Annotated in this window: 19 protein-coding genes and 1 pseudogene; 1 reads left to right on the top strand and 19 read right to left on the bottom strand. The window is 41.8% G+C overall.

Translation table 11 applies throughout. The annotated features are described in order from the left end of the window. Positions 1-275 precede the first annotated feature (275 nt). Complete coding sequence (locus DR88_RS31075; protein WP_032409012.1) at positions 276-398, top strand: small membrane protein; 123 nt, start codon at positions 276-278, stop codon at positions 396-398. Positions 399-820: 422 nt separating this feature from the next. On the opposite strand, the pseudogene DR88_RS31780 reads toward DR88_RS31075, so the two are convergent. The 19 genes and pseudogenes from DR88_RS31780 to DR88_RS04925 all read right to left on the bottom strand — a co-directional run. Then, a pseudogene (locus DR88_RS31780) lies at positions 821-901 on the bottom strand (hypothetical protein); the annotation flags it as partial. A 66-nt stretch (positions 902-967) separates the two neighbouring features. After that, positions 968-1975: an NAD-dependent epimerase gene (locus DR88_RS04860; RefSeq protein ID WP_004144152.1), complete on the bottom strand. Its 1008-nt coding sequence runs from the start codon at positions 1973-1975 to the stop codon at positions 968-970. A 193-nt stretch (positions 1976-2168) separates the two neighbouring features. After that, a complete protein-coding gene (gene ugd / locus DR88_RS04865; RefSeq protein WP_004149017.1) occupies positions 2169-3335 on the bottom strand; it encodes a UDP-glucose 6-dehydrogenase in 1167 nt (388 codons plus the stop codon). Positions 3336-3498: 163 nt separating this feature from the next. Continuing rightward, on the bottom strand, positions 3499-4869 hold the full coding sequence (gene rfbK / locus DR88_RS04870; protein WP_004899416.1) for an O9 family phosphomannomutase RfbK: 1371 nt from the start codon (positions 4867-4869) through the stop codon (positions 3499-3501). 22 nt (positions 4870-4891) lie between these two features. Next, positions 4892-6307, bottom strand: a complete 1416-nt coding sequence (locus DR88_RS04875) for a mannose-1-phosphate guanylyltransferase/mannose-6-phosphate isomerase (protein ID WP_004149020.1) — start codon at positions 6305-6307, stop codon at positions 4892-4894. Positions 6308-6531: 224 nt separating this feature from the next. Next, positions 6532-7938 carry an NADP-dependent phosphogluconate dehydrogenase gene (gene gnd / locus DR88_RS04880; RefSeq protein ID WP_025861882.1) on the bottom strand — a complete coding sequence of 469 codons (1407 nt, stop codon included), beginning with the start codon at positions 7936-7938 and terminating at the stop codon, positions 6532-6534. A gap of 561 nt (positions 7939-8499) precedes the next feature. Continuing rightward, the gene (locus tag DR88_RS04885; RefSeq protein WP_004144157.1) at positions 8500-9654 is read right to left on the bottom strand and encodes a glycosyltransferase family 4 protein; all 1155 of its coding nucleotides are present in this window, start codon (positions 9652-9654) and stop codon (positions 8500-8502) included. Between the two features lie 218 nt (positions 9655-9872). Continuing rightward, positions 9873-11099 (bottom strand): hypothetical protein, encoded by a 1227-nt coding sequence (locus DR88_RS04890; RefSeq protein ID WP_004149022.1) that lies wholly within the window; start codon positions 11097-11099, stop codon positions 9873-9875. Positions 11100-11144: 45 nt separating this feature from the next. Beyond that, positions 11145-12572 carry an oligosaccharide flippase family protein gene (locus DR88_RS28545; RefSeq protein ID WP_004149023.1) on the bottom strand — a complete coding sequence of 476 codons (1428 nt, stop codon included), beginning with the start codon at positions 12570-12572 and terminating at the stop codon, positions 11145-11147. A 59-nt stretch (positions 12573-12631) separates the two neighbouring features. Next, a complete protein-coding gene (locus DR88_RS28540) occupies positions 12632-13792 on the bottom strand; it encodes a glycosyltransferase family 4 protein (protein WP_004149024.1) in 1161 nt (386 codons plus the stop codon). After that, positions 13793-14893 carry a polysaccharide pyruvyl transferase family protein gene (locus tag DR88_RS04895; RefSeq protein ID WP_004149026.1) on the bottom strand — a complete coding sequence of 367 codons (1101 nt, stop codon included), beginning with the start codon at positions 14891-14893 and terminating at the stop codon, positions 13793-13795. It lies immediately after the preceding gene. Positions 14894-14919: 26 nt separating this feature from the next. Beyond that, positions 14920-15981: a glycosyltransferase gene (locus DR88_RS04900; RefSeq protein ID WP_004149028.1), complete on the bottom strand. Its 1062-nt coding sequence runs from the start codon at positions 15979-15981 to the stop codon at positions 14920-14922. A 33-nt stretch (positions 15982-16014) separates the two neighbouring features. Next, the gene (locus DR88_RS04905) at positions 16015-17031 is read right to left on the bottom strand and encodes a cellulase family glycosylhydrolase (RefSeq protein WP_004149030.1); all 1017 of its coding nucleotides are present in this window, start codon (positions 17029-17031) and stop codon (positions 16015-16017) included. Between the two features lie 39 nt (positions 17032-17070). Beyond that, on the bottom strand, positions 17071-18093 hold the full coding sequence (locus tag DR88_RS28535; protein ID WP_004144164.1) for a glycosyltransferase family 4 protein: 1023 nt from the start codon (positions 18091-18093) through the stop codon (positions 17071-17073). Further along, entirely contained in the window at positions 18080-19507 is a 1428-nt protein-coding gene (gene wbaP / locus DR88_RS04910; RefSeq protein ID WP_025861883.1) for an undecaprenyl-phosphate galactose phosphotransferase WbaP, read from the bottom strand. The genes DR88_RS28535 and wbaP overlap by 14 nt, the downstream gene beginning before the upstream one ends. Before the next feature lie 93 nt (positions 19508-19600). Then, a complete protein-coding gene (locus tag DR88_RS04915) occupies positions 19601-21769 on the bottom strand; it encodes a polysaccharide biosynthesis tyrosine autokinase (protein WP_004149036.1) in 2169 nt (722 codons plus the stop codon). Between the two features lie 17 nt (positions 21770-21786). Continuing rightward, on the bottom strand, positions 21787-22221 hold the full coding sequence (locus DR88_RS0126565; protein WP_071531382.1) for an arsenate reductase/protein-tyrosine-phosphatase family protein: 435 nt from the start codon (positions 22219-22221) through the stop codon (positions 21787-21789). After that, positions 22221-23360, bottom strand: coding sequence for a polysaccharide export protein (locus DR88_RS04920; RefSeq protein ID WP_004144168.1), 1140 nt, complete (start codon positions 23358-23360; stop codon positions 22221-22223). The genes DR88_RS0126565 and DR88_RS04920 overlap by 1 nt, the downstream gene beginning before the upstream one ends. 145 nt (positions 23361-23505) lie before the next feature. After that, the gene (locus tag DR88_RS04925; protein ID WP_025861885.1) at positions 23506-24945 is read right to left on the bottom strand and encodes a capsule assembly Wzi family protein; all 1440 of its coding nucleotides are present in this window, start codon (positions 24943-24945) and stop codon (positions 23506-23508) included. Positions 24946-25465: the final 520 nt, after the last annotated feature.

Raw genomic sequence — 25465 nt, 5'->3', positions numbered from 1 at the left:
ATTTTTTACCCTTTAGTTGGCCTAACTGAAACCAGTTTCATCCAGCCTTTGTTAAAAAAGCAAATCTCCACATGCCACAGTACTGCACTTCGGCTGTATCCATGCCGTTTCCAATCGAAAAAGTAGCATGAAATACTGAGTAATAAAAAACATTACACTCTGTAGGAATTTTCCTAAATCCAGGATATGTTAGAGCAAGCCATGCTACAGAACAAAACTGGCGCATTGCTTATCAAGCTAATAATTTAATCAACATACGCTATGTGGTAGATATTATGGAAAACCTATTTTTCTTAGTGGTGGCTGCCATACTACTTGCTATTTCCGTTTATTTTTTAATTTCTTATTTAAAAGACAGAAAAAAAACGAAACTGACGTTTAATAAACGTAAGTGGTAAGGCTGGCTTCATATTACAATGACATTAAGATAATATTAAGAGATAAAATAACTTTATGACAGAATGACTATTCATTCTGTGATTTGCCATGGCATAAAGGCATGAGAAAAGCACTCTTGGCTGGCCATGCTCATCATTTTCCCTGCACACAGAAATAACAAAAGCCTGCGTTGCAGGCTTTGTTTTACCTCCCGGCGCTTATCTCCGGCATCTACATCACAGTGACGGTAGCTCTTCACAAGGTAAGTTTAACTTATCGGACCTGTTCTGCGCCCGCAACGGGTTTCGTACAAGATCGTAATGTCCATCACAATTTATTGAGGTTAATCTGAATGTGCGAGAAATACGCGTAGTGAGGGATAGAGCGGGGAGATAAAGAAGCATACTGGCGGCAGGGAACCGCCAGGGTCAGACAGGCAGAATTAATCGTTATCAAACAGATCGCGGGTGTATACCTTGTCCGCAACATCCGCCCGCTTTTCCAACATACGGTTGGAAATGATACATCCGCTACTTGCTGTCGGTATGAGGGAGGCGCGAAAACGTTTCTATCCCCCCCTTCCAATAAACTAGTTATATTGATAGTACTCTTTATACCAATCTACAAAGTTTTTAACACCTTGCTGTACTGGCGTTTCCGGTTTAAAACCGATAGTTTCATAGAGAGCTTGTGTCTCGGCACTGGTATTCAACACATCACCCGGCTGGATAGGCATCATATTCTTCTTCGCTTCCAATCCCAATGCCTGCTCCAATGCATTGATATAATCCATCAGTTCCACCGGTGAGCTGTTACCAATGTTGTAGACCCGATATGGCGCGGAGCTGGTAGCCGGAGATCCTTCCTCGACTGTCCATTCAGGATCAGGCTGAGGGATTACATCCTGGATACGAACAATAGCTTCGACAATATCATCTATATAGGTAAAATCACGCTTCATTTTACCGTAGTTATAAACATCAATGCTTTTCCCTTCCAGCATCGCTTTCGTGAATTTGAATAACGCCATGTCCGGACGGCCCCAGGGACCATAGACCGTAAAGAAACGCAGTCCTGTCGTTGGGATGCTGTACAGATGGGAATAAGTATGTGCCATCAGCTCATTAGCTTTTTTTGTGGCAGCATACAACGAAACGGGGTGGTCGACTGAATCATCTGTTGAGAATGGCATTTTACGGTTTAGACCGTAGACAGAACTGGATGAAGCATATAATAGATGTTGCACTTTATTGTGACGGCAACCTTCCAAAATATTCAGATAGCCCGTTAAATTGGAGTCTGCATAAGCATATGGATTTTCGAGAGAATAACGTACACCCGCTTGAGCCGCAAGATGGATAACACGTTCAAACTGCTCCGTTTCGAAAAGTTTAGACATACCATCACGGTCAGCGAGATCTAACTTGTAAAAAGTAAAAGAGGGAGATTCTAATTGTTCAAGACGAGATTCTTTTAACTTTACATCATAATAATCATTAATGTTATCAATCCCAACAACTTGATGCCCATCATTCAAAAGGCGTTTGCTGACATGAAACCCAATAAAACCAGCCGCACCTGTGACTAAAAATTTCATACTTGAACTCCTGATAAATACTCGATTGGCAGCATTGATGTTCTACAAAATTAGTTTATATCACCAGAGAAAACTCATTAGCCGTAAATAACTAACTTTATAACCAAGCCCATAGGTTAATTAACATCAATGGAATCCAATTTCATATAAAATTTGGCTGGAGATACTCTCATCCAGCTAAAGGTTAAAAATCCTAATCATTACCAAACAGATCGCGGGTGTAAACCTTGTCTGCCACATCAGCCAGCTCTTCCGCCATACGGTTAGAAATGATCACATCCGCCTCTTGTTTGAAGGCATCCAGGTCGCGCACGACACGGGAGTTGAAGAACTCATCTTCCTGCATCACCGGTTCATAGATAATAACCGGGATACCTTTCGCCTTGATGCGCTTCATGATGCCCTGAATAGAAGAGGCACGGAAGTTGTCTGACCCGCTCTTCATGATCAGGCGATACACACCCACCACTTTAGGCTTGCGGGCAAGAATAGAATCCGCAATAAAGTCTTTACGGGTACGGTTGGCATCGACGATAGCCGCGATAATGTTGTTCGGGACCGATTCGTAGTTCGCCAGCAGCTGCTTGGTATCTTTTGGCAGGCAGTAGCCGCCATAGCCAAAGGACGGGTTGTTGTAGTGGTTGCCGATACGCGGATCCAGGCATACCCCTTCGATAATCTGCTTGCTGTTTAGCCCCTGGCTTTCAGCATAGCTGTCGAGCTCGTTGAAATAGGCAACGCGCAGCGCCAGATAGGTGTTCGCGAACAGTTTGATCGCTTCCGCTTCGGTGGAGTCGGTAAACAGGGTCGGGATATCCTGCTTAATCGCGCCTTCTTTCAGCAGGTCAGCGAAACGTTCGGCACGCGCAGAGCGCTCACCAATGACAATGCGTGACGGGTGCAGGTTGTCGTACAGCGCACGGCCTTCACGCAAGAACTCAGGAGAGAAAATAACATTATCAATCCCTAAACGTTCTTTGATGTCGCGGGTGAACCCCACAGGGATGGTCGATTTAATGATCATCACCGCGTTCGGGTTGATCTCAGTGACATCGCGAATAACCCCTTCCACCGTAGAGGTGTTGAAGTAGTTGGTTTTGGGATCGTAATCGGTCGGCGTCGCAATAATCACGTAGTCGGCATTACGATAGGCGTCGTGCTTGTCCGTGGTGGCACGGAAATTTAACGGTTTTTCTGCCAGATATTCCTGAATCTCTTTATCCACAATCGGAGAGATCTTCTGGTTAAGCATATCCACTTTGGCCTGTACGATATCCAGAGCAACCACTTCGTGGTTTTGCGCAATCAGGACACCGTTCGATAAACCAACATAACCTGTACCGGAAATAGTAATTTTCATTCGATTACACTTTAATCAGTTAACTGGGTAATGGCGGATAGCCACGAATTTAAATATTGCTGTGGGCGGTTTTACGCTTTGACCAGTGGGATGTCAAGAATAAGCCATAAGGTCAATAATACGATTAAAATCTGACCCTATGGCTTCCATTATGGATAATGCATTACTTGAGAAGAGCTAAAATCTCTTCGGTTTTTGCATTCATTAACGCAGTATCCGCTCTGGACTCAACGTTCAGACGCACCACCGGCTCGGTATTGGACGTGCGCAGGTTAAAGCGCCACTCAGGGTATTCAATACTGATACCGTCCGTTGTGTCGATGTGTGCGGCCGCCGGCTCATACTGCGCCCGGATGCGCGCTATCGCCTCCGCCGCATTCCCCAGCTTGCGGTTGATCTCCCCCGACGCCGGGAACGCCGCCTGGCGGTCCGCCACCAGCGATTTCAGCGAACTGTTCTTCAGGCACAGCAGCTCCGCCACCAGCAGCCACGGGATCATCCCGCTGTCGCAGTAGGCGAAGTCGCGGAAGTAATGGTGCGCGCTCATCTCCCCGCCGTAGATGGCGTCTTCCTGGCGCATCCGCTCCTTGATGAACGCATGCCCCGTCTTCGACATCACCGGCTGGCCGCCGCTGCGGGTCACGATGTCCACCGTGTTCCACGTCAGGCGCGGGTCGTGAATGATTTTCGCCCCCGGCTGTTTCTGCAGGAACGCCTCCGCCAGCAGGCCGACAATGTAGTACCCCTCGATAAACGACGCCTCGTCATCGAACAGGAAGCAGCGGTCGAAGTCGCCGTCAAAGGCGATCCCCATGTCCGCCTGATGCGCACGCACCGCGTCGGCGGTGTCCTGGCGGCACTCCGGCAGCAGCGGGTTCGGGATACCGTTCGGGAAATGGCCGTCCGGCTGGTGATGCACCTTGATAAAGGTCACCGGCGCCCCGGCCGCCGCGAAGCGTTTCTCCACTTCATCAATCACGTGCCCCGCCGCCCCGTTGCCGGAGTTCACCACCAGCTTCAGCGGACGGGTGAAGTTCGCCAGGTCCACATAGCCCATCAGGTGGTCAACGTACTCCTTCAGCACCGAAATCTGGCGCAGGGTCCCGCGACGCGCCGGGTCCACCGGCGGGAACTGGTTCTCCTCCGCCAGGCGCTGGATATCCCGCAGGCCGGTGTCGCCGCTGATGGGCTTCGCGTTCTCGCGCACCAGCTTCATGCCGTTGTAGTTCATCGGGTTATGGCTGGCCGTCACCTCGATGCCGCCGTCCACCCCGAGGTGGAAAGTGGCGAAGTAAATCTCTTCCGTGCCGCTCAGGCCAATATCCAGCACGTCGGTGCCGGCGTCCATCAGCCCGCGGGCCAGCGCCAGCTTCAGCGACTCGCTGGTGAGGCGCACATCGCCACCCACCACTATCTTCCCGGGTTTCAGAAATTCGCCATAGGCGCGGCCGATACGGTAGGCGATGTCCTCGTTCAGCTCCTCGCCCAGTTCACCACGGATGTCATAAGCCTTAAAGCATGTTAACTGTGTCATTCTGCGTTTTGTCCCGAAAAAATTAGCAACGACCATACTGGTCTTTAATACGAATAATGTCGTCCTCGCCGAGGTACGACCCCGACTGGATCTCCAGCACTTCCAGCGGAATGCGACCCGGGTTTTCCAGGCTGTGCTCGGCGCCAATCGGAATAAAGGTGGACTGGTTCTCGGTCAGCAGGAACTGCTTGCCGTTGACCGTCACCTGGCCGGTGCCGGCGAGAATGACCCAGTGCTCGGCGCGGTGGTGGTGCATCTGCATCGAGAAGGCGCCGCCCGGTTTCACGGTGATGCGGTTGACATTGAAGCGCGGGGTCTGGACCACCACGTCGCAGCGGCCCCAGGGACGGTAAATCTCGCGGTGGCGCTTGTACTCGCTGCGCTGGTTCTGCTTGAGGAACTCGACCGCCTTCTTCACGTCCTGGGAACGCTCGCGGTTCATCACCAGCACGGCGTCCTTGGTGCTGACAATCACCAGGTTCTCCACGCCGATGGCCGCCACCAGCTTCTCGTCGCTGTTGATATAGCAGTTTTCGCTGTTGTGCACCCACGCGTCGCCGCTGAGGACGTTGCCCTGCTCATCTTTCGGGCTGACCTCCCACAGGGCGGACCAGGAGCCGACGTCGCTCCAGTCGGCATCGAGACCGACCACCACCGCGTCGGCGGTTTTCTCCATCACCGCGTAGTCCACGGACTCGTCCGGGCACTCGCAGAAAATGTCATGCGGAATGCTGATGAAGTCGCTGCCGTTGTCGGCGGCATTGACCGCGGCCTGGCAGGCTTCGAGGATATCCGGGCGGAATTTGGCCAGCTCGGAGAGGTATTTTTTGGCGCGGAACATAAACATGCCGCTGTTCCAGTAGTACTCTCCGGAGGCGAGGTAGGCCTCGGCGCGGGCGCGGTCCGGCTTCTCCACGAAACGGGCCACCTGGTACGGGGTGTGGGCGCTGTCGGTGAGGGCCACGCCGCGCTGGATATAGCCGTAGCCGGTTTCCGGGGCATTCGGCACGATACCGAAGGTGACCAGATGGCCTCCATCGGCATACTGCTCGGCGACACGGATGGCGTTGTGGAAGACCGGCTGGTTATTGATGATATGGTCGGCGGCGAGGACCAGCATCAGCGGGTCCTCACCGTGACGGGTGGCCTCAAGAGCCGCCAGGGCGATGGCCGGGGCGGTGTTGCGCCCGACCGGCTCTAGAATAATGTTGTTGGACAGCTTGTTGAGCTGGCGCAGCTGTTCAGCCACCAGGAAACGGTGCTCTTCGTTACAGATGACCATCGGTTCATGCATTTCAAGGCCCGAGAGGCGGGAGATGGTTTCCTGCAGCATGGAGTTCTGCCCGTACAGCCGGAGGAACTGTTTCGGGTAAAGCTCGCGAGACATCGGCCAGAGACGACTGCCGGTACCGCCAGCCATTATCACAGGAAGTAACATATTAATTTCCTTTAATTAAAAACCCTGTTATTTAACACCCAGTAAATCACTGAGGCCAGAAGCAGACTAATATAGGAGTACAAGATAATAAATATGGCAAATTCTTAAAAAAGCTTGAAAATAAGATATTTTAATTATTTGCTGAAGGAAGTATTTTAGCTAGTTTATAAAATTAGGTATGAAGATTTAAGCAGTCAGGCCAAATGGCCTGACTGCAGGAAAAATTATTCCAGCCACTCGGTATGGAATACACCTTCCTTATCGGTACGCTTATAGGTATGCGCGCCAAAGTAATCCCGCTGAGCCTGAATCAGATTAGCGGGCAGAACAGCGGAACGGTAGCTATCGTAATAGGCAATTGCGGCAGAGAACGTCGGTACCGGAATACCATTTTGCACGGCATAGGCCACCACATCACGCAGCGCCTGCTGATAGTCATCAGCAATCTGCTTGAAGTATGGCGCCAGCAGAAGGTTAGCAATGCCAGCGTTTTGCGCATAAGCATCAGTGATCTTTTGCAGGAACTGCGCACGAATGATGCAGCCAGCGCGGAAAATCTTAGCGATCTCGCCGTAGTTCAGATCCCAGTTGTATTCATCAGAAGCAGCTCGCAGCTGGGAGAAGCCCTGAGCATAGGAAACGATTTTACCGAGGTACAACGCGCGACGCACTTTTTCGATAAATTCAGCTTTATCACCGGCCGGCTGAGCCTGCGGACCGCTCAGTACTTTCGAAGCGGCTACACGCTGGTCTTTAAGAGAAGAAATATAGCGAGCAAATACGGACTCGGTGATTAGAGACAGAGGTTCCCCAAGATCCAGTGAGCTCTGACTGGTCCACTTACCAGTACCTTTGTTTGCTGCTTCATCAAGAATGACATCGACGAGGTATTTACCGTCTTCATCCTTCTTGGTGAAGATATCTTTGGTAATGTCGATCAGGTAGCTGCTCAGCTCGCCTTCGTTCCATTCGGTGAAGGTTTGCGCCAGCTCTTCGTTGGAAAGTGCCAGACCGCCTTTCAACAGCGCATAAGCTTCAGCAATCAGCTGCATGTCACCATACTCAATGCCGTTATGAACCATCTTCACATAATGGCCAGCACCGTCAGCACCGATATAGGTCACACATGGCTCACCGTCTTCAGCAACCGCAGCAATCTGCTTCAGAATCGGAGCAACTAACTCATAGGCTTCTTTCTGCCCACCAGGCATGATGGAAGGCCCTTTCAGAGCCCCCTCTTCACCACCGGAAACACCGGTACCGATATAGTTAAAACCTTCGGCAGACAGCTCACGGTTTCGACGGATAGTGTCCTGGAAGAAGGTGTTGCCGCCATCAATGATGATGTCGCCTTTATCAAGGTAAGGCTTCAGGGAGTCGATGGCGCTGTCGGTGCCAGCCCCGGCCTTCACCATCAACAGGATACGACGTGGTGTTTCAAGGGATTTAACGAATTCTTGTACTGTGTAATAAGGAACCAGTTTCTTGCCTGGGTTTTCTGCAATCACTTCCTCGGTCTTTTCACGGGAGCGGTTGAAAACGGAGACGGTATAACCACGGCTTTCGATGTTTAGCGCAAGGTTACGCCCCATCACAGCCATACCGACAACCCCGATCTGTTGCTTGGACATTACATACTCCTGTCTGGTGTGGTCACTGCGAAACGTTCGCAGTTTAAATGTGATCATTATGTTAGCTCAAAGATGGTGATACGTATAGTATACCCTAATTAGCTTTTTCATAGCTTAATAAAATTAAGCGTCAAGTTTGTCTTATCAAGGGTATACTCCAAGATATTTTTTTAAATAGATAATAAAAATTACCACCAAACACTTTCAATGGCACTCAGAATAAATAACTTGAGCATATTAAATTGCTGCAATTTTTAATAGATATTAATAAAAACGAAACTTGATATGTTAAAATAAAACTCAACAAGGGTAACCACATTAATTATTACTAAATCCCTCACCATATTCTGACCGGCTAATTCATTTCACGCACGCCCCCTAAAGAACAATTTCATCAGTCATCCACAAATAGGTTACGACTATAATATGAAGCAGAGGGCAGTCATGAAATCCATACGTATTTGAGTGAAGAAAGTATATTCTATTAAATATAACCTCAATGAAATAATTTAACTTCAGATTATAATTGCATGCAAATTAATTCTTCCATTACAGAAAACATTAATAATTTATTTTTTTCGCATCTAAGAATTTGTTATATTTTTCTAGAACATAATCATTTATTTCATTACGAAATCTATCAATGGAAAATTTTACAGCATGCTTTCTACAATCTCCAGGACTAATTTCATCGCATACACGTTCAAATAAATCAACACCGTTAATTATAGATTGTATATCTTGGTTTTCAAATAAAATACCAGTAGGATTGCTTACTCCATATGGTCTTACTGTTTCCAAAGATCCACCTTTACCAAAGGCAATAACAGGTGTTCCACACGCCTGGGCCTCAACCGGGGTAATGCCAAAATCTTCTTCGGCCGCAAAAACAAATGCTTTTGCTTTTTGCATATACTCCCGCATAGCCTCATTTGACTGGTAGCCTAGAATATCTATGTTTTTTGTTGCTTTATTTTTTATCTTTCTCATTTCGGGTCCGTCACCGACAACAACAAGTTTTCTTCCTGGCATACAACTAAATGCCTCAACAATCAAATCAATACGTTTATACGGAACCAAACGAGATGCCGTAAAATAATATTCTTCCTTCTCTTCTTGAAATGTGAAGTTGTCGACATCAACAGGAGGATATATAACATCCGCATTCCTGCCATAGACTTTTTTTATACGACGCGCAATAAAATTAGAATTAGCAATGAAATGGTCTACACCATTTGCAGTCCGGGAATCCCACATCCTTATTTTATGTAATATCCACCGAGCCAAGAGAGCTTTCACTCCCTTACTCAATCCAGCCTCTCTCAAGTACTGATGTTGCAAATCCCATGCATAACGAATAGGAGAATGAACATAACTTATGTGAAGTTGGTCAGGTCCTGTAAGCACGCCCTTAGCGACTGCATGGCTACTAGAAAGTATTACATCATGCTTAGAGACATCAAGCTGTTCAATTGCCAGTGGCATAAATGGTAAGTATGACTGGTATTTTGTACGTGCTTTAGGCAAGTTTTGAATGAAAGTAGTTGTTATTACTTTATTCTGAAAATGTAATTTATTCTCTTGAGAGAGAAAATCCACAACAGCGTAAAGCTCGCATTTAGGAAATAAACTTAAAAACTCAGCGACAACCTTTTCTGAACCAGCATAAGTGATAAACCAATCAGCCACGACACCAATGTTAATGTCCGTTTTCATATAACCACCATCTCAGTTACCATAATTTAATTAAATGTCTAAGTCTTAACCAGCATCACCGTGCAAAGATATATGGACGATCATAAATGACATACATTCATAAAAATAAATTAATAACACGCATATTTTAGAATTTATTCATCTTCTGAAATAGAAAATAGGAATTCAAATCAGAAGATTTGCAGAACAACAATTTTGCTAATGCAAACACAATAACATTATTTAACCTCATCAACAAAAGATTGATAGGCTATTAAAAAACCCAAAGTCCAATATGTAGACATTAAATATATTGGGCTGATTGAAAAAGATGAAAGAATGTACATTGATGGTATGGAAAAAAGGATGAAGCTTTTATTTTTAATCGAGAGAAAAAGGAAGTATAGAATCGTAAACACATATATTATAATGCCTAATACTCCTGAAAATGCTAAAGTTGAATATACTCCCGACTCAACAGAAAAACCACCAATCCCTCCATAGCCAAATAATACAAATATCCAGTCTGAAAATAACGACTTCATCATCATTGCTATTTGCTGCAATCTTAAATAAAAAGATGGGTCATCCGTGCCGCCTAGAATAAGTGAATCAGCCTTCACCTTAATCAAAACACCAAAATTGCCAAAGACCTCATAGTTTTTATAGATATAAAAAACAAACATGAGCAAAAAGAAACCTAAAGATAATATTAATGCCTTGCTAAAAAAACCAAATCGGATAAAATAAATAAAAAACACGAACACAATAAGAATATAGCCTGTAAATGTGTTCTGCATGATAATACAGCTTACATTTACCGCAGAAATTAATATTGAAAGAGTTTTGTTTAATATATTCTCCAGAAGTAACACTAGCGAAATAGCTAAAACATAAACATCTTGAGTCGGATAACCAATAGATATTCGACCGTACCATTGCCTTGGTAAGGATGCATAAAGAGACGGTAAAAACAAATACAATATAATGGTGAGCAACGAATAGAGAAATGAACAATAAATAAAACACTTAAATATTTTTTCAACAGCTTTTTTCCCGGACACGTAAATATAAGCATATGTAAGGAAACAAATACAAATCATGCTTAACATTTTGGACCAAAATCCAATGCCCCCACCTAAAGTCAATTGCCTAACGAATACGGCTTTATCTGAAACCAAAAAACTAGTGAAAAATGAATAAGCGCAAATAAAAATCTGCAAAAAAACCAATAAGGCAAAGCTTTTTTGTATTTTAATTTTTGCGATTATAAAAAAACCTAGCCCTCCCCCCACAAAAACAGACAAGTCTCTTAAAAACGCAAATGGGAAGTAAGGCTTATATTGCGTCCCGCGAAAACCATCAAAAACTGCGAACGCAACACAAAGTAAAGATAAAAAGCATAATATATGCTTATATTTAAATGCTATATTTCTATAGCGATCCGCAAAATAATCGATGGACATAAAGGTCTCTCGTTATATATAAAATAATTAAACACGTTGATTAAACTATCTTTTTTTAATTGCCTTTATAAAATCAAAGGTTTCCTTTCTTGCCAATAAAAAGGCACTTAATATATAGGAAATAACGCCCCCTAAAATAACGCTCAACAGAATAACTAACGAGCCATAATCTTTTGTAATACATTCAATTATAACACAAACTGTAATCATTGCCGAAACCGCTAAAATTGGTTTAACAAAGTATCTCATATAATCGACTATACCTACTCCCAATATTTTTGATACATAGCGCATAGAAAAAGGCCAGATAGAAAAAGTTTTTATTGCTATAGCTAACATTACTATATATGCTCCATCCTTTGCAAAAATCAGTACCAATATAGCAGTTGAAACTTGTTGTGCTATTTGATACTTGAGTATCCAAGAAGTATGACCTAATCCCTTTATCAATGACATTTGTAATGCACCAATACAGGAAATAAAACCAATAGCACTACATACTTGAACAACAGAGATAGCTGGCTCCCATTGATTACCAAAAACCATAGGAATCAGATACGGCGAAATCAGTATCAAACCACAAAATGCAGGCAAACTGATAAGTGCTGAAAGAAATGTTGTTTTTAGGAAAATGATTTTTAACTCATTAAGATTATCTTGTTTGGATGCATATAAAGGATAAGAAACGTTCGCAATGGCATTATTTAATACGTCAGAAATAACTCCAAAAATACGTCGACTAAAAGCATATAAACCAAGGGTAATTGCATTACCATAAAAGCCAATCATGAGATTATCAACACTGATAGACGTAATCAACTTAGTAATTGTTGACGTCAATCCAAATTTTTTTAATTCATTAAATTCCTTACGATGAAAAGCAACTCTTAATTTAAGATTGGCTGCTTTAATTAATATTAAAAAACTTACAGCTGGTGTCGTCAATTGGCTGACGACAATTGCCCACACCCCTCCTCCGTAATAAAGAATAGGGATACATAAAATAAAAGAGGCAAGAGAGCAATACATCGTCCTTAATGCAATAGATTTAAATTCCATTGTTCGTGTTAAATAACTTAATGGTACGATTGCACAAGAATCTAGTATTATTTTAAACGCAGTTAAGGGATAAACCACCCTAAATAAATGAGTAAAGGCATCTAGGTTGATTGTCTCAATCAAGGTTACAGAGATAACATAGACAAATAATGAAACACAAATGCATACTGTAAAAACCGTATTCAGATGTCTTTTGGTTATCTCTTTACATTGAATTAATGCATCTCCGAAACCTACTGCACATAAACTAGTAAGCACCGTAGCAATAGTTGTTGCTAGAGCTACTGTTCCTAACTCTGATGGGGATATTAATCTTGAAGCTAAAGAAAATATTAAAAGAGCACTTATAGCAGGAAATAGATTACTAATGAAAAACCAAGCAACCCCTCCAGACAACGTTTTGTTTTTAGACATAACTTTCCATTATCATTAAAGACTTTGAAAATATAAAGGAAATATTTTTAAATAAAAGATTAACGTGCCTCAAAAATACCCCTTAGTAATTTAGATAGATCTTTGTCCTGTGATTGTAATATCTTTTTATAATGCTCGCTCCCCTTCAAAGCTAGTTTATTATAAAGTTCACCATCTGTAGATAATTGCAGAATTCGATTTTCGATTTCGCTTATATTCCTTGGATCAAAATATAGTACATTATCTGCACATACTTCTGGAATACTTGATGTGCAAGATGCAATTACGGGTGTACCGTACCTCATGGCCTGTAATGGCGGATAACCATATCCTTCATTTAAAGAGGGATAAATAAAACAAAATGCATTCTTATAAAGCCAATCTAATGTACTTCCTTCGACATAATCGATGAATATAAAGCGTTTATCATTACGTAATTTTATTAATGGTGATTTACTACCTGTAATGATTACTTTTAAATCACAATCAGCTATTTTATCAAAATAGTTATCTAATGCACGTAGAGCTCTAACTATGTTCTTCTGCCACCGATTGCCACTTACCATTAAAAAAAATTTTCGTCCACCTAAAGACAAAAGATTATGGTTTTTACACTCTGGCTCATGCGGTCCAAATGGACATGGAGCTCTAAAAACCAAAATATCATCTTTATCGATAGTCGGAAAAAAACTTAATATTGAATATTTTGAATGATTAGATACTGTAAATATTTTTACATTTTTCTTTACAGCTATTTTCTCAAAGTTACTTTTAACTTTATCTAAGAAGTATGACTTGAATACATAGTTTTTCAGAAATACTTTTAATTTGTTTTTAAGACCATGAGTATAATCCCATACAACTTCATCATATGGACACTCAAGCTCTCTTAAGCCATGGATTGTAATTATAAAGTTAATGATTGAAGTATCAATACCATTTAAAGCATACGGCAATGCAGAGTAAAATATAGAACCTGGATGAGAGTTAACGATTTTAACCAACTCTGCCGATGAAGAGACGGGTATTAATGTTATATTATTCTGATTGCATAAAAAAGTAATGTCGGGATCAAGATTTAAAGTATTATTATATATTCCTGTGAAATCTTTATACCCATTCTTAATTGCAGCATAGAAAACACATTTAGCATATTCACCACCACCATGAAATGCAGCTTCAGGCGATGACTGAGTCGCCATTAAGTCCATAATTATCATTTACTTACTCCCTTTATCACCGGAAAATGCATTACCAAATGAGTTGTAAACACTCTTGCTTATATTTGATGCATCATGGTCCAAATACTCATGCGAAAAATGTTCTATTTTTTTATTTATATTATATGGAATACATTTGCATCCACTAATATGACCAAGAATTAGTGAATGCATGCGCCCAGAACGTACTATTTTTGCAGTTTTCAGTAATTCAATATATTCACGGACAGGCAACACTTCATCTTTAATTATTATACGATCCAATAAATGAATATAGTTCTTACTTATTTGGTTATACACGATACGACTAAACTCAGCGTCTTCAACGGTAGTAGATAGAAGTAATACTCTGTGCTCATTACATTCGTCTAAAATAATTGAAATCCAAGCATTTATATATTGCTCAAAGGTCATAATATCTTTCAGACCCAATTCGTTTATGTTTTTCATATAAACATAATAAGCAGTGCAACCTATAATGGCTAAATTGTCTTTTTTGTGGTTATAATCATCTTGTTTAAATAATGCATATGCAAGATCAGGAATATATCTTACATCACAATCAAAGAAATCTTTTATTTTACTTATAGAACTCTTTTCACGGACTAATATACCCTTCGCTCTTGATAACGAGCGCTTGAACAAGAACCGATCTATTCTATCAAAATGCTCAGCGCACCCAACACCAATGATATATATATCTACATTACGTAGCTTAGAAAAAAGTGTCCATGTGTACATGGCAATAGCAAAAGTTCCTCCAGACTGGATCAACTGGCCTCCCCCTATTATTATCGCTTGCCCTTTATTTTGTTTAGTTATACTGGATACCCTAGAATAATTCCTTAAAAGCCACAGGGAATATTTATAAAATCTATTATTTTTCAATGTTTTATTTTTTATAAACTTTAAAAATCGAATGAAACTAGATTCTTTCTTTGATTTTTTTATTTTAGGCCCTACATTTTTTTTCTCAGCATCGAATCCATAACTTATGCCCTTAAAATTATATTCATCTAATATCTTCAACACCCCTAAATTTATAGCATGATCACCAATATTATCGGAACAAACTTCATTAACTATGATTAGTTTTTTCATATGAATCCAAAAAGATTTAGTCTAAATTAGGAAATAATAGTATCTTCATATGCTCTAAAGATGACATCTATCTTTTTCTTATCATAAGATACATTTCTTAATTTTAGTGCACTTTCAAGATTTTCTTCTAGATCATTTCTTATATCACATATATAGCCATTACTATCATTGATTATTTCGTTTATACCCCCGGGATAATCATTGGCAACAACAGGTAATCCGCATGCTAAAGCCTCAATAACAACATTAGGATATCCTTCCCATCTTGAGCTTGAAATAAATACATCGGCTTGTTTCATTAATGCATATGGGTTATCTGTTTTATCAATAAAAGTGACTTTTGTTATAATATCTAGTCTTTTACAAATGTCTCTTAGTTTCATATCATCCTCACCTTGTCCTACTAGAGTGAGATGATATTTGTCATTTTTTAACTTGGATATACCTTCGAGTAACAAATCAAATCCCTTTTGATATGTTAACCTACCAATTGCAAGTAAATTTATTTTATTACTCGGCATCTCATATGCGGATTTCTCTTGTGATTTTGATATAATAAAATCATAATCTAAGGGGTTATTTATTTTGACAATTTTGTCTCTTGAGATATTCATCTGCTTCGTAAGGTCATCGTACATGTCGTTACTTTGGACAATTATTCTATCATAATTACTATAAAAATTTTTATATAGAAATCTAACTACCTTTTTCGTCTCAAACAGACTAGGAAGATTTGATTCTCTTGCAATTATTTTAGCATCACCAAATAAAAATAAAAAAGGCGAAATGCTCGCGTTTGATGTTCCATCACTAATAAGAACTGTGTCTATGTTGTAAAGTTTAATATTTTTTCTCATACCATATATTATTCTATGGAGGTTCCGGCTAATCCTCCCGTTAATCCCAAGAGATATTACTGTTACGTCATCCTTTAGATATTTAATCAGACCACTTTTTTCTTCTTTATCTGAGTGCACTAGTAAAAAAGGCTTTATTTTTGTTCTATCCAAGTTATTTAAAAGAGTAAAAATAACCCTATCTGCCCCAGTATACCCTAAGAAAGGGAGTACAAATAATACATTTTTCACAGCATCACCACCTTCTATACATGGTATGAGCATTCACTTAGATATGAGGTTTTTTTTAAAATCCTGCATAACTGGTTTCGGAGATAAATTTTCATAGAAGAAACCAAAATTATCTTCTTTATTTAAAATGTTACCACCATCGTTTATTAAGTCGTACCACCAAAGCCCTTTGATATATTTTCTATTCATTACTTCACGCGAATACTCGTTTATAAAATCACTCTGTTCATCAAGTGAAACTCCTCCATGGCCATAATGGGTAGGCACTCCCATTTCAGTAATATAAAAAGGAATTTCTTTCCCCGAAATCAGTTTAATCCTATCATGAAAAGAATCAATAGCATCTATATTTCCTTTAACAGTTCGTAGACTTTCCGAACTATTAGCATATGAATATGGATGTAATGAAATCCCATCTATATACTCCAGCATCCCTTTTTTTATTAAAGCCGTTATCCATTGCTCATCACTTACGCCGATAAATCTAGGTTTATCGGATAATGGATTAATTGACCCCGCCAGAATAATAGCATTAGGATCTTCTTTCCTGATCGTGGCACTGGTTAGTTTTACTAAATTATAATAATCATCAACCGATGGTGGGATTTTCCCATCTTTTTTAATCCCTGTACCTATTGTCCATTCATTCCAAATCTCATAATATTTTACTTTCCCCTTTAGATGTCTGGCTGTCCATTCAACATACCTATTATAAGCGTTTAAAGACTCTTCAGTATTTGGATAATAATTAGAGTTATAATGTTTATTACCATAATCCAATACGACTAAAGTATTTATATTGAAAGATGCAGCTTGATTTATAGCCTTATCAACTTTAGCAATTTTACCACGTGAATTAAAATCATCCTTGACGTCTTCAATTTTATTCCACGTATAGTCATCTCTAATTGATGTAAAACCATAAGATTTGATGAGCCGAAGATATTTATCCGGTTGCCCCGGATAAGAGGAAAAATGTGTTCCAATACCTAATTCGAAGGAGTAGCACGGATTAAAAACGGCTATGAGTATTATCAACATTTTTTTCATCTAATCTCTCCATAAATATATTTTTATTTATGAACAAAGTTAAATATATCTATTCATTATTGTTTCAAATTTATTGCGAGTCATTTCCCAAGTATATCTTTCAATATTTAAAAGACCCTTTTCGATAAGTTTATTTTGAAGTTCTGCATCATGATATAATTTTTCAATTTTATCTTTTATATCCTCTACATCATCTGGGTTTACAATAATAGCAGCCCCTCCAGCAACTTCAGGTAAAGATGTGCTATTAGAGATTATAACTGGAGTTCCGCAAGCCATTGACTCCACTATCGGGAGACCGAAACCTTCATATAACGAAGGAAATAGCAAAAATAAGGATTCTCTATATAACTCGGCAAGTTTAGTATTTGATACTGTACCAAGAAAAGATACCCTATCCCTAAGCCTGTTACGATCGATAATTATATCTAATTCATTGGTAATAGAACCTGTAAAAACTAGCTTAACCGATGAGGGTATATTTGACTTATAAAAAGCTATTAGTGCATTCAATTCATTTTTATGTTTTTTCCTGTTACCAACCATTAATATTTGTTCTTTCTTGGGTGTTGGGTGATTTATAAGAAACTCTTTGGACACTCCATTTCCTACTACAAAAACTTCATCCGCGTTTCGACCCGACCATTCACAAATCCTCTTCTTAGAAAATTCAGATACGGTTAGTATACATAACGCTTTTCTGCAAGCTCTTTTAAGCACAAACTTATAATAAATTCTTTTAAGAAAGGAACTGTTATAAGGAATATCTATATGATTAAGATCATGAATCGTGATTATAGATCGTTTAAGGAAAAAAAAAGGCGCGTTGTATCCAGGTGAAAAATAGATATCTTTTTTAAAAATTAAATAAATAGTCAATAATATTGTATCAAGCGGATTTGTAGGTTTCCATGGTAGTTTTAAGTCCTGTATAGTTAATTTTGAGTCTCTAACTTCCTTAGCAAATCTACCTATACCATGCTCACCTATCCAACGAGTATCAAATAATATTTTCTTTTTTCCCATTTTCTTTCTCACAAAATAAAGGTCAATAAGCGCCATCTTTTTTTAATACAACATTTATGGTTTTGAACAAGATTGCGATATCATTCCACATAGACCAGTTTTTTACATACCACGCATCCAAGTACACACGAGTATCATAATCGACATCACTACGCCCGCTCACCTGCCATAGCCCAGTCATCCCAGGTTTACTTAATAGATAGTAGTCGACCTCATCGTTATATCGCTCTAACTCCGCTGTAATGATCGGCCGTGGCCCTACTAAACTCATCTCCCCTTTAAGCACATTGAACAATTGAGGAAGTTCATCCAAACTTGTCCTACGTAAAAAATGACCAATACTAGTAATGCGAGGATCGTTTTTCAGTTTGAAAGTTGCATCCCATTCTGCTTTTACTTCTGGATCATTTGCCAACAGCTCTTCTAATACTTCTTTAGAATTTACAACCATTGAACGGAATTTGAGGCATTTAAATGGTTTACCACCCTTACCTACACGCTCATGCCCGTATATAGCTGTACCGCCGTCCTTTCTTACCTTTCTACTAATATAAATTAATAATGGCGAAAGAAGAAGAATTATTCCCAGAGCCCCAACAATATCAAATGTACGCTTAAGAATTCTCGATGACCATTTAGCTAAATTTTGCTGAACTCGAAATATCATTACTTCATGACTAAAGATGAATGACATGTCAGTGCTATCTAATGGCATACCGCGTAGAGTTGGAATTACCGATACATAGCGATATCCACGAATCATAAATTCGCGCAACCATTTATTACGGATATCACTTTGGTGGGACTCAACTGCAACAATGAACTGTGCCCTTTTATCAATATTTTTTATCCAAGTAGTATCAGACTGAATAACTTGAATACCATCAATCATCATGCCTAATTTATTATCCTCAGCATTGCTGATAAATCCAACTACATTTAACCCCAGATTATTTTCACTATTAATTGCTTTATATGCCTCCTGTGCATTCTTCCCGCTACCAATAATCCAGGTATCACGCATCCAAAGCCCAAAAGTATTTAGCACATATTTGACTGACATCCTTACAAAAGGCACCAACGCAGCTGCAAAAAGCCAAGTCAAAAGCCATGCATACCTGGAAAAATACCAGTTGGCAAATGCCATCACAGCCATTTCTATTACTGCAAAAATAGCCAGAGTACGTAATATCTCTTTTAATTCGAACCAAAAAGTTTTACGGTAAAAATAATGACGTAAACGAACACCATACCATACTACGCAACACGCCCCTAATAACCAGTGCAGTCCAATCCACCCCTCTATTTGGTTTTTTGGAACTCGCTGATGGAAATCAGGTAGAGTTACCGAAAGTACTCCTAATGCCAAGTACAACGAAAGCACAAAGCTAACGAAGTCCGCCAAAGCCAACGCCACGCTACAACTTACGTTTTTTGAAAAATGCGTCATAATTCCCTCATCGACACGGGTAGATAAAAAGGGCGGGAAATATTCTGGAGAAAATAGGTGGACTCTACATTGCATAGAGTCCAGAGTATAAAATTAATCGTGTTTTTTATCAGAATAAGAATAACCATAATGGTTATAGCCATAGCCATAATAGCTGCTAGCCTTTTTCACGACACCATTTAGAATACAGCCTTTTACAATTACACCACTTTGTTCAAATCGCTTCATACTAACTTCAATTTCTTTCGCAGTATTTTCTTCAAAGCGTGCAACCAATAAAGATGTACCAGCATAACGACCAATGATTGCAGCATCGGTAACAGCCAAAATTGGTGGAGTATCGATGATGATTAAATCATAAACTTGAGTTGCCCATTTTAATAATTTTTCAAAACGTGGATGCATGAGCAATTCTGCAGGATTCGGAGGAATTTGCCCACGACCGATATAATCAAACTCACCGCCAGTAACTTTTTCGATCACTGTTTCTGCAGCCACTTGTCCAGCTAAGATCTCTGACAATCCTTTATCCTGCTTACGGCCAAACATTTTGTATACATAGCCTTTACGTAAGTCAGCATCTATGAACAGCACTTTTTTCCCGGTTAATGCGATAGTTGCCGCTAGGTTACTGCTGATAAATGTTTTACCTGCATTAGGACTAGCACCGGAAATCATAAGCACGTTATTTTTGGCTTCCATCATCGCAAAATGTAGACTAGTGCGTAAACTACGAATGGCCTCAACCGCCAAATCAGCCGGATTCTCTACTGCGAGCAGAGCATCAGATTCATTCTTACGTAATTGCTTAGATTTACGGTTATTTTTTGCCAACCACTCCGAAACTGGAACGCTAGCATAAACGTTGACACCGATCTCTTCCAGTTGTTCAGGGGATTCAATACCACGACGTAAGAAAACCTTTACCAGTACTAGACTGATCGAAACAAACAGGCCCAAAATAATGCCAATTGCAACCACCAACACTTTTTTGGGTTTTACGGGATCAGGTTCAGTTATTGCGTTATCTATAATCCGCACATTACCAATAGCACTTGATTTAGCAATATTTAGTTCTTGCTGACGATTCAACAACTGTAAATACACAGCACGACCGGACTCTACATCCCTACTCAAACGTAATACTTCCTGCTGCGTAGATGGCATGCTACTCACCCGTTTATTGAGCTTGGATTTCTCTTCCTGCAGTGTTTGTCGCTTCTCCATTAATGCTTTATAGGTCGGGTGCTCTTTGGTATATAGTTGTGATATTTCCGCTTCACGGAAAGTCAAGCCGTTAAGTTGATTGTCAACATTAACAATTTGCTCCAGAACTGATTTAGCCTCCAAGGTTAGGTCAACAGAGTCTTTCTGTTTGCGATAAGCATTTAACTTATCTTCTGCAATATCCAGATCACTACGAACTTTCGGCAATTGTTCATTTAGGAACTCTAAGCTTTTTGCATCCTGCGCAGCTTGCCGATCTATATTCTGGGTCAAATAGTTCTGGCTAATGCTATCAAGTATGCGAGATATCAGCTCAGGATTATCTCCACTTAATGTTAGCTCCAACATCCCAGTGTCTTTACCTTGATCGGCAACGCTAAAGATCTCCTGAAGATCAGTAATAGCTTTCAATCTCGTCAACTGGCTAACAGTGAACTTATCGCCCGGTTTTGCATCAATTGAGTTAACTAAAAGAGAGATGCCATGTTCATTAAGTAACGTCCCTACAGTACCATTAGCACTAAAATCATCGCCCTCAACCAGATAATGTTTATCATCTTTCACAGTAAGAATAACTTTTGGCGCACTTTCATCATCACCTCGACTAGGTAAATAAATGCGACTAATAGCAATATTCCCTGGTTTATCACCCATAATTCGTGCTAAACCGCGGCCTACAAGAGGAAAATATTTTGGTCTTACCTGTGCCTGTAAGTTCAAATCATCCACAGTCTTACCAAGTATCATCCTAGACTGTAATAAGGCTATTTCCGGAGCTGACTGCGGCTGGCCATCAGGTAACATCTGACTCAAACTACTTAAGATCGCGTTTCCCTGTTTCTGCTCCACCTGAATTAGTGCATCTGCTTGGTAGATCGGAGTAGCTAATAGCGCATAAAGTACTGAAAGTACTGTAAACCCGGTCGTTATAGCAATAATTAATTTTCGATGATCGATCAACTCACCAATAAGGCGCCCCAGATCGATTTCATCAGAATCCGGTGTTGCCGGTTTGTTTGTTGTGACTGAAGTCATACAGTGTTTCCTGAAAATTATCCACTCAATTTGGCAGCCCAACGCTGGCTGGCAATGTCAATTAACTGATATACAGAATCAAATGCCTCGTCGCTTTTACGATAAGGATCTGGGATCTCTTTGCCTTCCAACCAGTGACCAAACAGCATAGTTTTGCCTCGGACTTCTGGTGCAATTCGGCTAACCTGTTCTAGATGGCTACGCTCCATTACCAATACTAAATCGTACTGCCCTCCTAGAGCAGGAGTAAATTGCCTTCCCTTATGGCCTTCAAGGGACAGACCATGTTTCTCAGCCGTCCGAATTGCAGAAGCATCAGCTGCGTGGTCTATCAGCGCTCCGACTCCGGCAGAATCAATTTTCTTATTTGGTAATGCCCGGCGTAATAATCGTTCACCAATCGGTGAGCGGCAAATATTCCCCGTGCATACGATTAAAATTGAATCAAACATTAGTTGGGCCATCTCTTAATATAACGAACTGTTTCTGTCATATCATGAACACCGGTGATTGTTGGGACAAGCTGAGAAATGACACGGTTCCAGCGAACCAAAGGAGCTGTAGTCACGTATACGATATCATACGGTTCTAACTGGAACTCCGTTCCCAGAACCATTGCCGAAGCATCCTGCGCATTTAATTGATAGATATTTGCGATCTTACCTTGTTTATCGCCTTTCAGTTGACGAACTACAAAAATCCCCGTTGCATCGCTCATCGACTGAGAGATGCCTTCAGCATTACCCAATGCTTCAGCCAGCGTCATACCACTGCGATCCATTTTCATGGTGCTCTGTTTACCTACTTCCCCCATCACGAAGACTTTCAAGTCGTCATTACGGGGTACAAACAGAATATCGCCAGGATATAGTAGATGATTCTGTGTTAAATCCCCTTTTTGCATTAAGGCATACAAGGAAATTTTAGTATCTTTGCCGTCATGCGTCAGCACTACATTGCGCCAGTCAGCATCGGCAGCCAATCCGCCCGCGGCATTAATCGCATCCATTACTGTTAGTGGGATATTAGTTATCGCTTGTTTACCCGATGTAGTTACTTCACCAGTGACATATACTTTTTGCGACCGAAATGCAGCAATACTCACATCTACCTGCGGGCTTTCAATATAGGTGGTAAGTCGGCTAGTAATTTCCTGGCGCACCTGGCTCAGCGTTTTACCAGCCACCTGAACTTTACCGATATAAGGATAGAAAATGGTACCGTCTGCATTTACCCAGTTACCGGTGTCGCTGGCGCTACGGTACTGGCCTGCAGGCGTGGTTAGTTCCGGGTGATCCCATACCGTAACCATCAACACATCGCCCACTCCTATGCGATATTCATAACTTCGGAGCAAACTATCTAACTGAGGGTTAGAACGTGCCATTACGCTTTCCGGGCGCAGTTTATCGATCAAGCCAGGTGTCATTGGGTACACATTGACCAGTTTATCCAGATCGTAGTCGCTGTCCGGAAGTTCTACAACATTCTTACGCAGGCTATTTAATCCCTGCCCAGGAATAATCGTACAACCCGATAAAAACCCAATTGCCAATGCTAATGCCGAAAATCTAACAAGTTTTTTCTTCATAATGTCACATCATCAGTAAATCAAAATTTGCCAATTCCTGAGCAGCTGTCATAGCCGTTACTTCCCTGCCGGCTTGTGGAAAGATAAAAGCTGACTGCGTCCTGCAGCGCTACCACCCTCTCTCCCCTGTTTTCAGCATTCAGCCTTATAAACTAAATGGTATCTCTATCCCTGCACTGGCCCCAACGTCATCGCTGTCGCTATTGTTCGCGTTTGTGTACCACAAAGAGGTATTCAGACGAACCGACTGATAAACATCTCCGCTCCAGCCCAGCTGTACACCTTTCAGAGTATCCGCATGAGGGAACGCTTTGTTGATCGACTGATTCTCCGGGTTGACCTTCGCGTATACTAAGCGTGTACTCCAGCGCTGGTTATCCTCCGTAATAAGCTCAACCTTACCGGCAACGAGTTGACCATCACCGCCCATTGCGTCACCCAGAGGATAACCCTGCTGATAGTAGCCATCCTTATAGATATGATGCGTATAACTGTAATTGGTCCGGCTCATATTGGTACGCGTGTCATGCGCTTCCACGTACCAGTTAACCGCATCTTTGCCCCACCCATGGTGTCCTTCAACACCGCCAAGGAACATATTTGCTGAAGGCAAAAAACCAGACTCATCCTCTCCGATCATTTGTCCATAGAAACTGACCGGCCAGCCAAGCGTTGGCTCCAGTTTGAACTTAAAGTCAAAACCGGCCAGTTGGTTGCCCGGTTCATTGGGATCGTTTGCGGCGGTATTATCCTTGCCTGTTAAACCATCCCAGAAGTTACTAAGTGATTCAGGCCGCCCTTCCCCACCCCACTGCATAATACGTGATGCACCTAATTCTAATGACTGGAACGGCGTAAAGGTGAAACGGCCACCGATAATTTTAGTGTGTGGCACAGCGGTGTACTGATTCATCTGGCTAGCGGAGATCTGGTACTGCCATGGGCCTACCCAGCGCAACCACCAGGTTTCCGGCGCCGCCTGCTCGGCTCGCTGCATCAGCAAACCGGTCATCGGTCGCATGGCATCCCCGCGGATCAGGCTACCTTCATAGCCCGGTCCCCACCACTGTGGTACCTGACCAAAGGAGAGCCACTGGTTCCAGAACTTCACCGCGCCGTAGGCGCCGTTGGCATTGAAGCGCGATCCGTTGCTGATCCGCTCTCCCCCTTCGACGTTGCCCTGGAGGTGGACATCCCACCACTCACCGCTGTTATTGAACGCCAGGCCTAACGAATTATCCGCCGGCTGCGTCTGGCCAAACCCCTGCGGAGTGCCCGGCTTGTCGGTTGAAGTGTAGCCGGTGACCCGGAAATCGGCTTTTAAGGCAGACAGTCGCTGGTTAATTCGAGCCAGGACCACTTGCTCAGAAGAATAGGAAGGTTTGGCCTTTTTCAGCGCCCGGGCGATCTCTTCCTGGCTCAGCGGCCACGTCGACAGGCTCAGATGGATGACCCCGCGATCGGAAAGCCAGGCCAGGTCGTTACGCAAGTCGTTGTCATTTACCACTAACCCGGCCGCGTAAGCCTGAGCTCCCAGTGAGGAAAGCAAACCCAACGTCACGGCAATGCGCGCAATTTTTATCATTGTACAAGATCCATTTTCAGCCCCGCTGTCGTATCTCAATGAGAATAAGGGGAATACCAAGATAGAAAGCGCTCGCGGCACCAGCTGACTTCGCTGTGCAACACCGGCGAGGCAAGTACATTTACCCTAAGCTGCTTGTTAGCCTTATAACATCCACTCAGCTCACAATGTAGGCGAATTTTACCCTACAGGCTATGGATGAGACAGGAAAGTTAATGTCCAGGCGATATCAGCAGCCGCTCCTGGCCAACTTCTGGGGATATCCGTAGAAAACTGATAGATATCTAGTGAGGGCGATCATCCTGACCGGGACGATTTTTCAGCCGTTGAAGAGAACCTCTGTACTGCAGCAAGCGGCTTCAGCGACGCTACCGCCCCTGGCTTAACAGCTACCAGCGCACTGACTACCTGAACGACTTAATTTTTTATCGACCTGTGGATGAATAATTGGTCAGGCCATTATTTTTGGCGGCGTTAAGTTTACGGGATTTCGGTCACAATTGGGAGTGTTGTTACCGAA

The sequence above is a fragment of the Klebsiella pneumoniae genome (genome assembly GCF_000742135.1).
Taxonomy (GTDB): domain Bacteria; phylum Pseudomonadota; class Gammaproteobacteria; order Enterobacterales; family Enterobacteriaceae; genus Klebsiella; species Klebsiella pneumoniae.
This window is presented reverse-complemented; position numbering and strand designations above follow the sequence as displayed.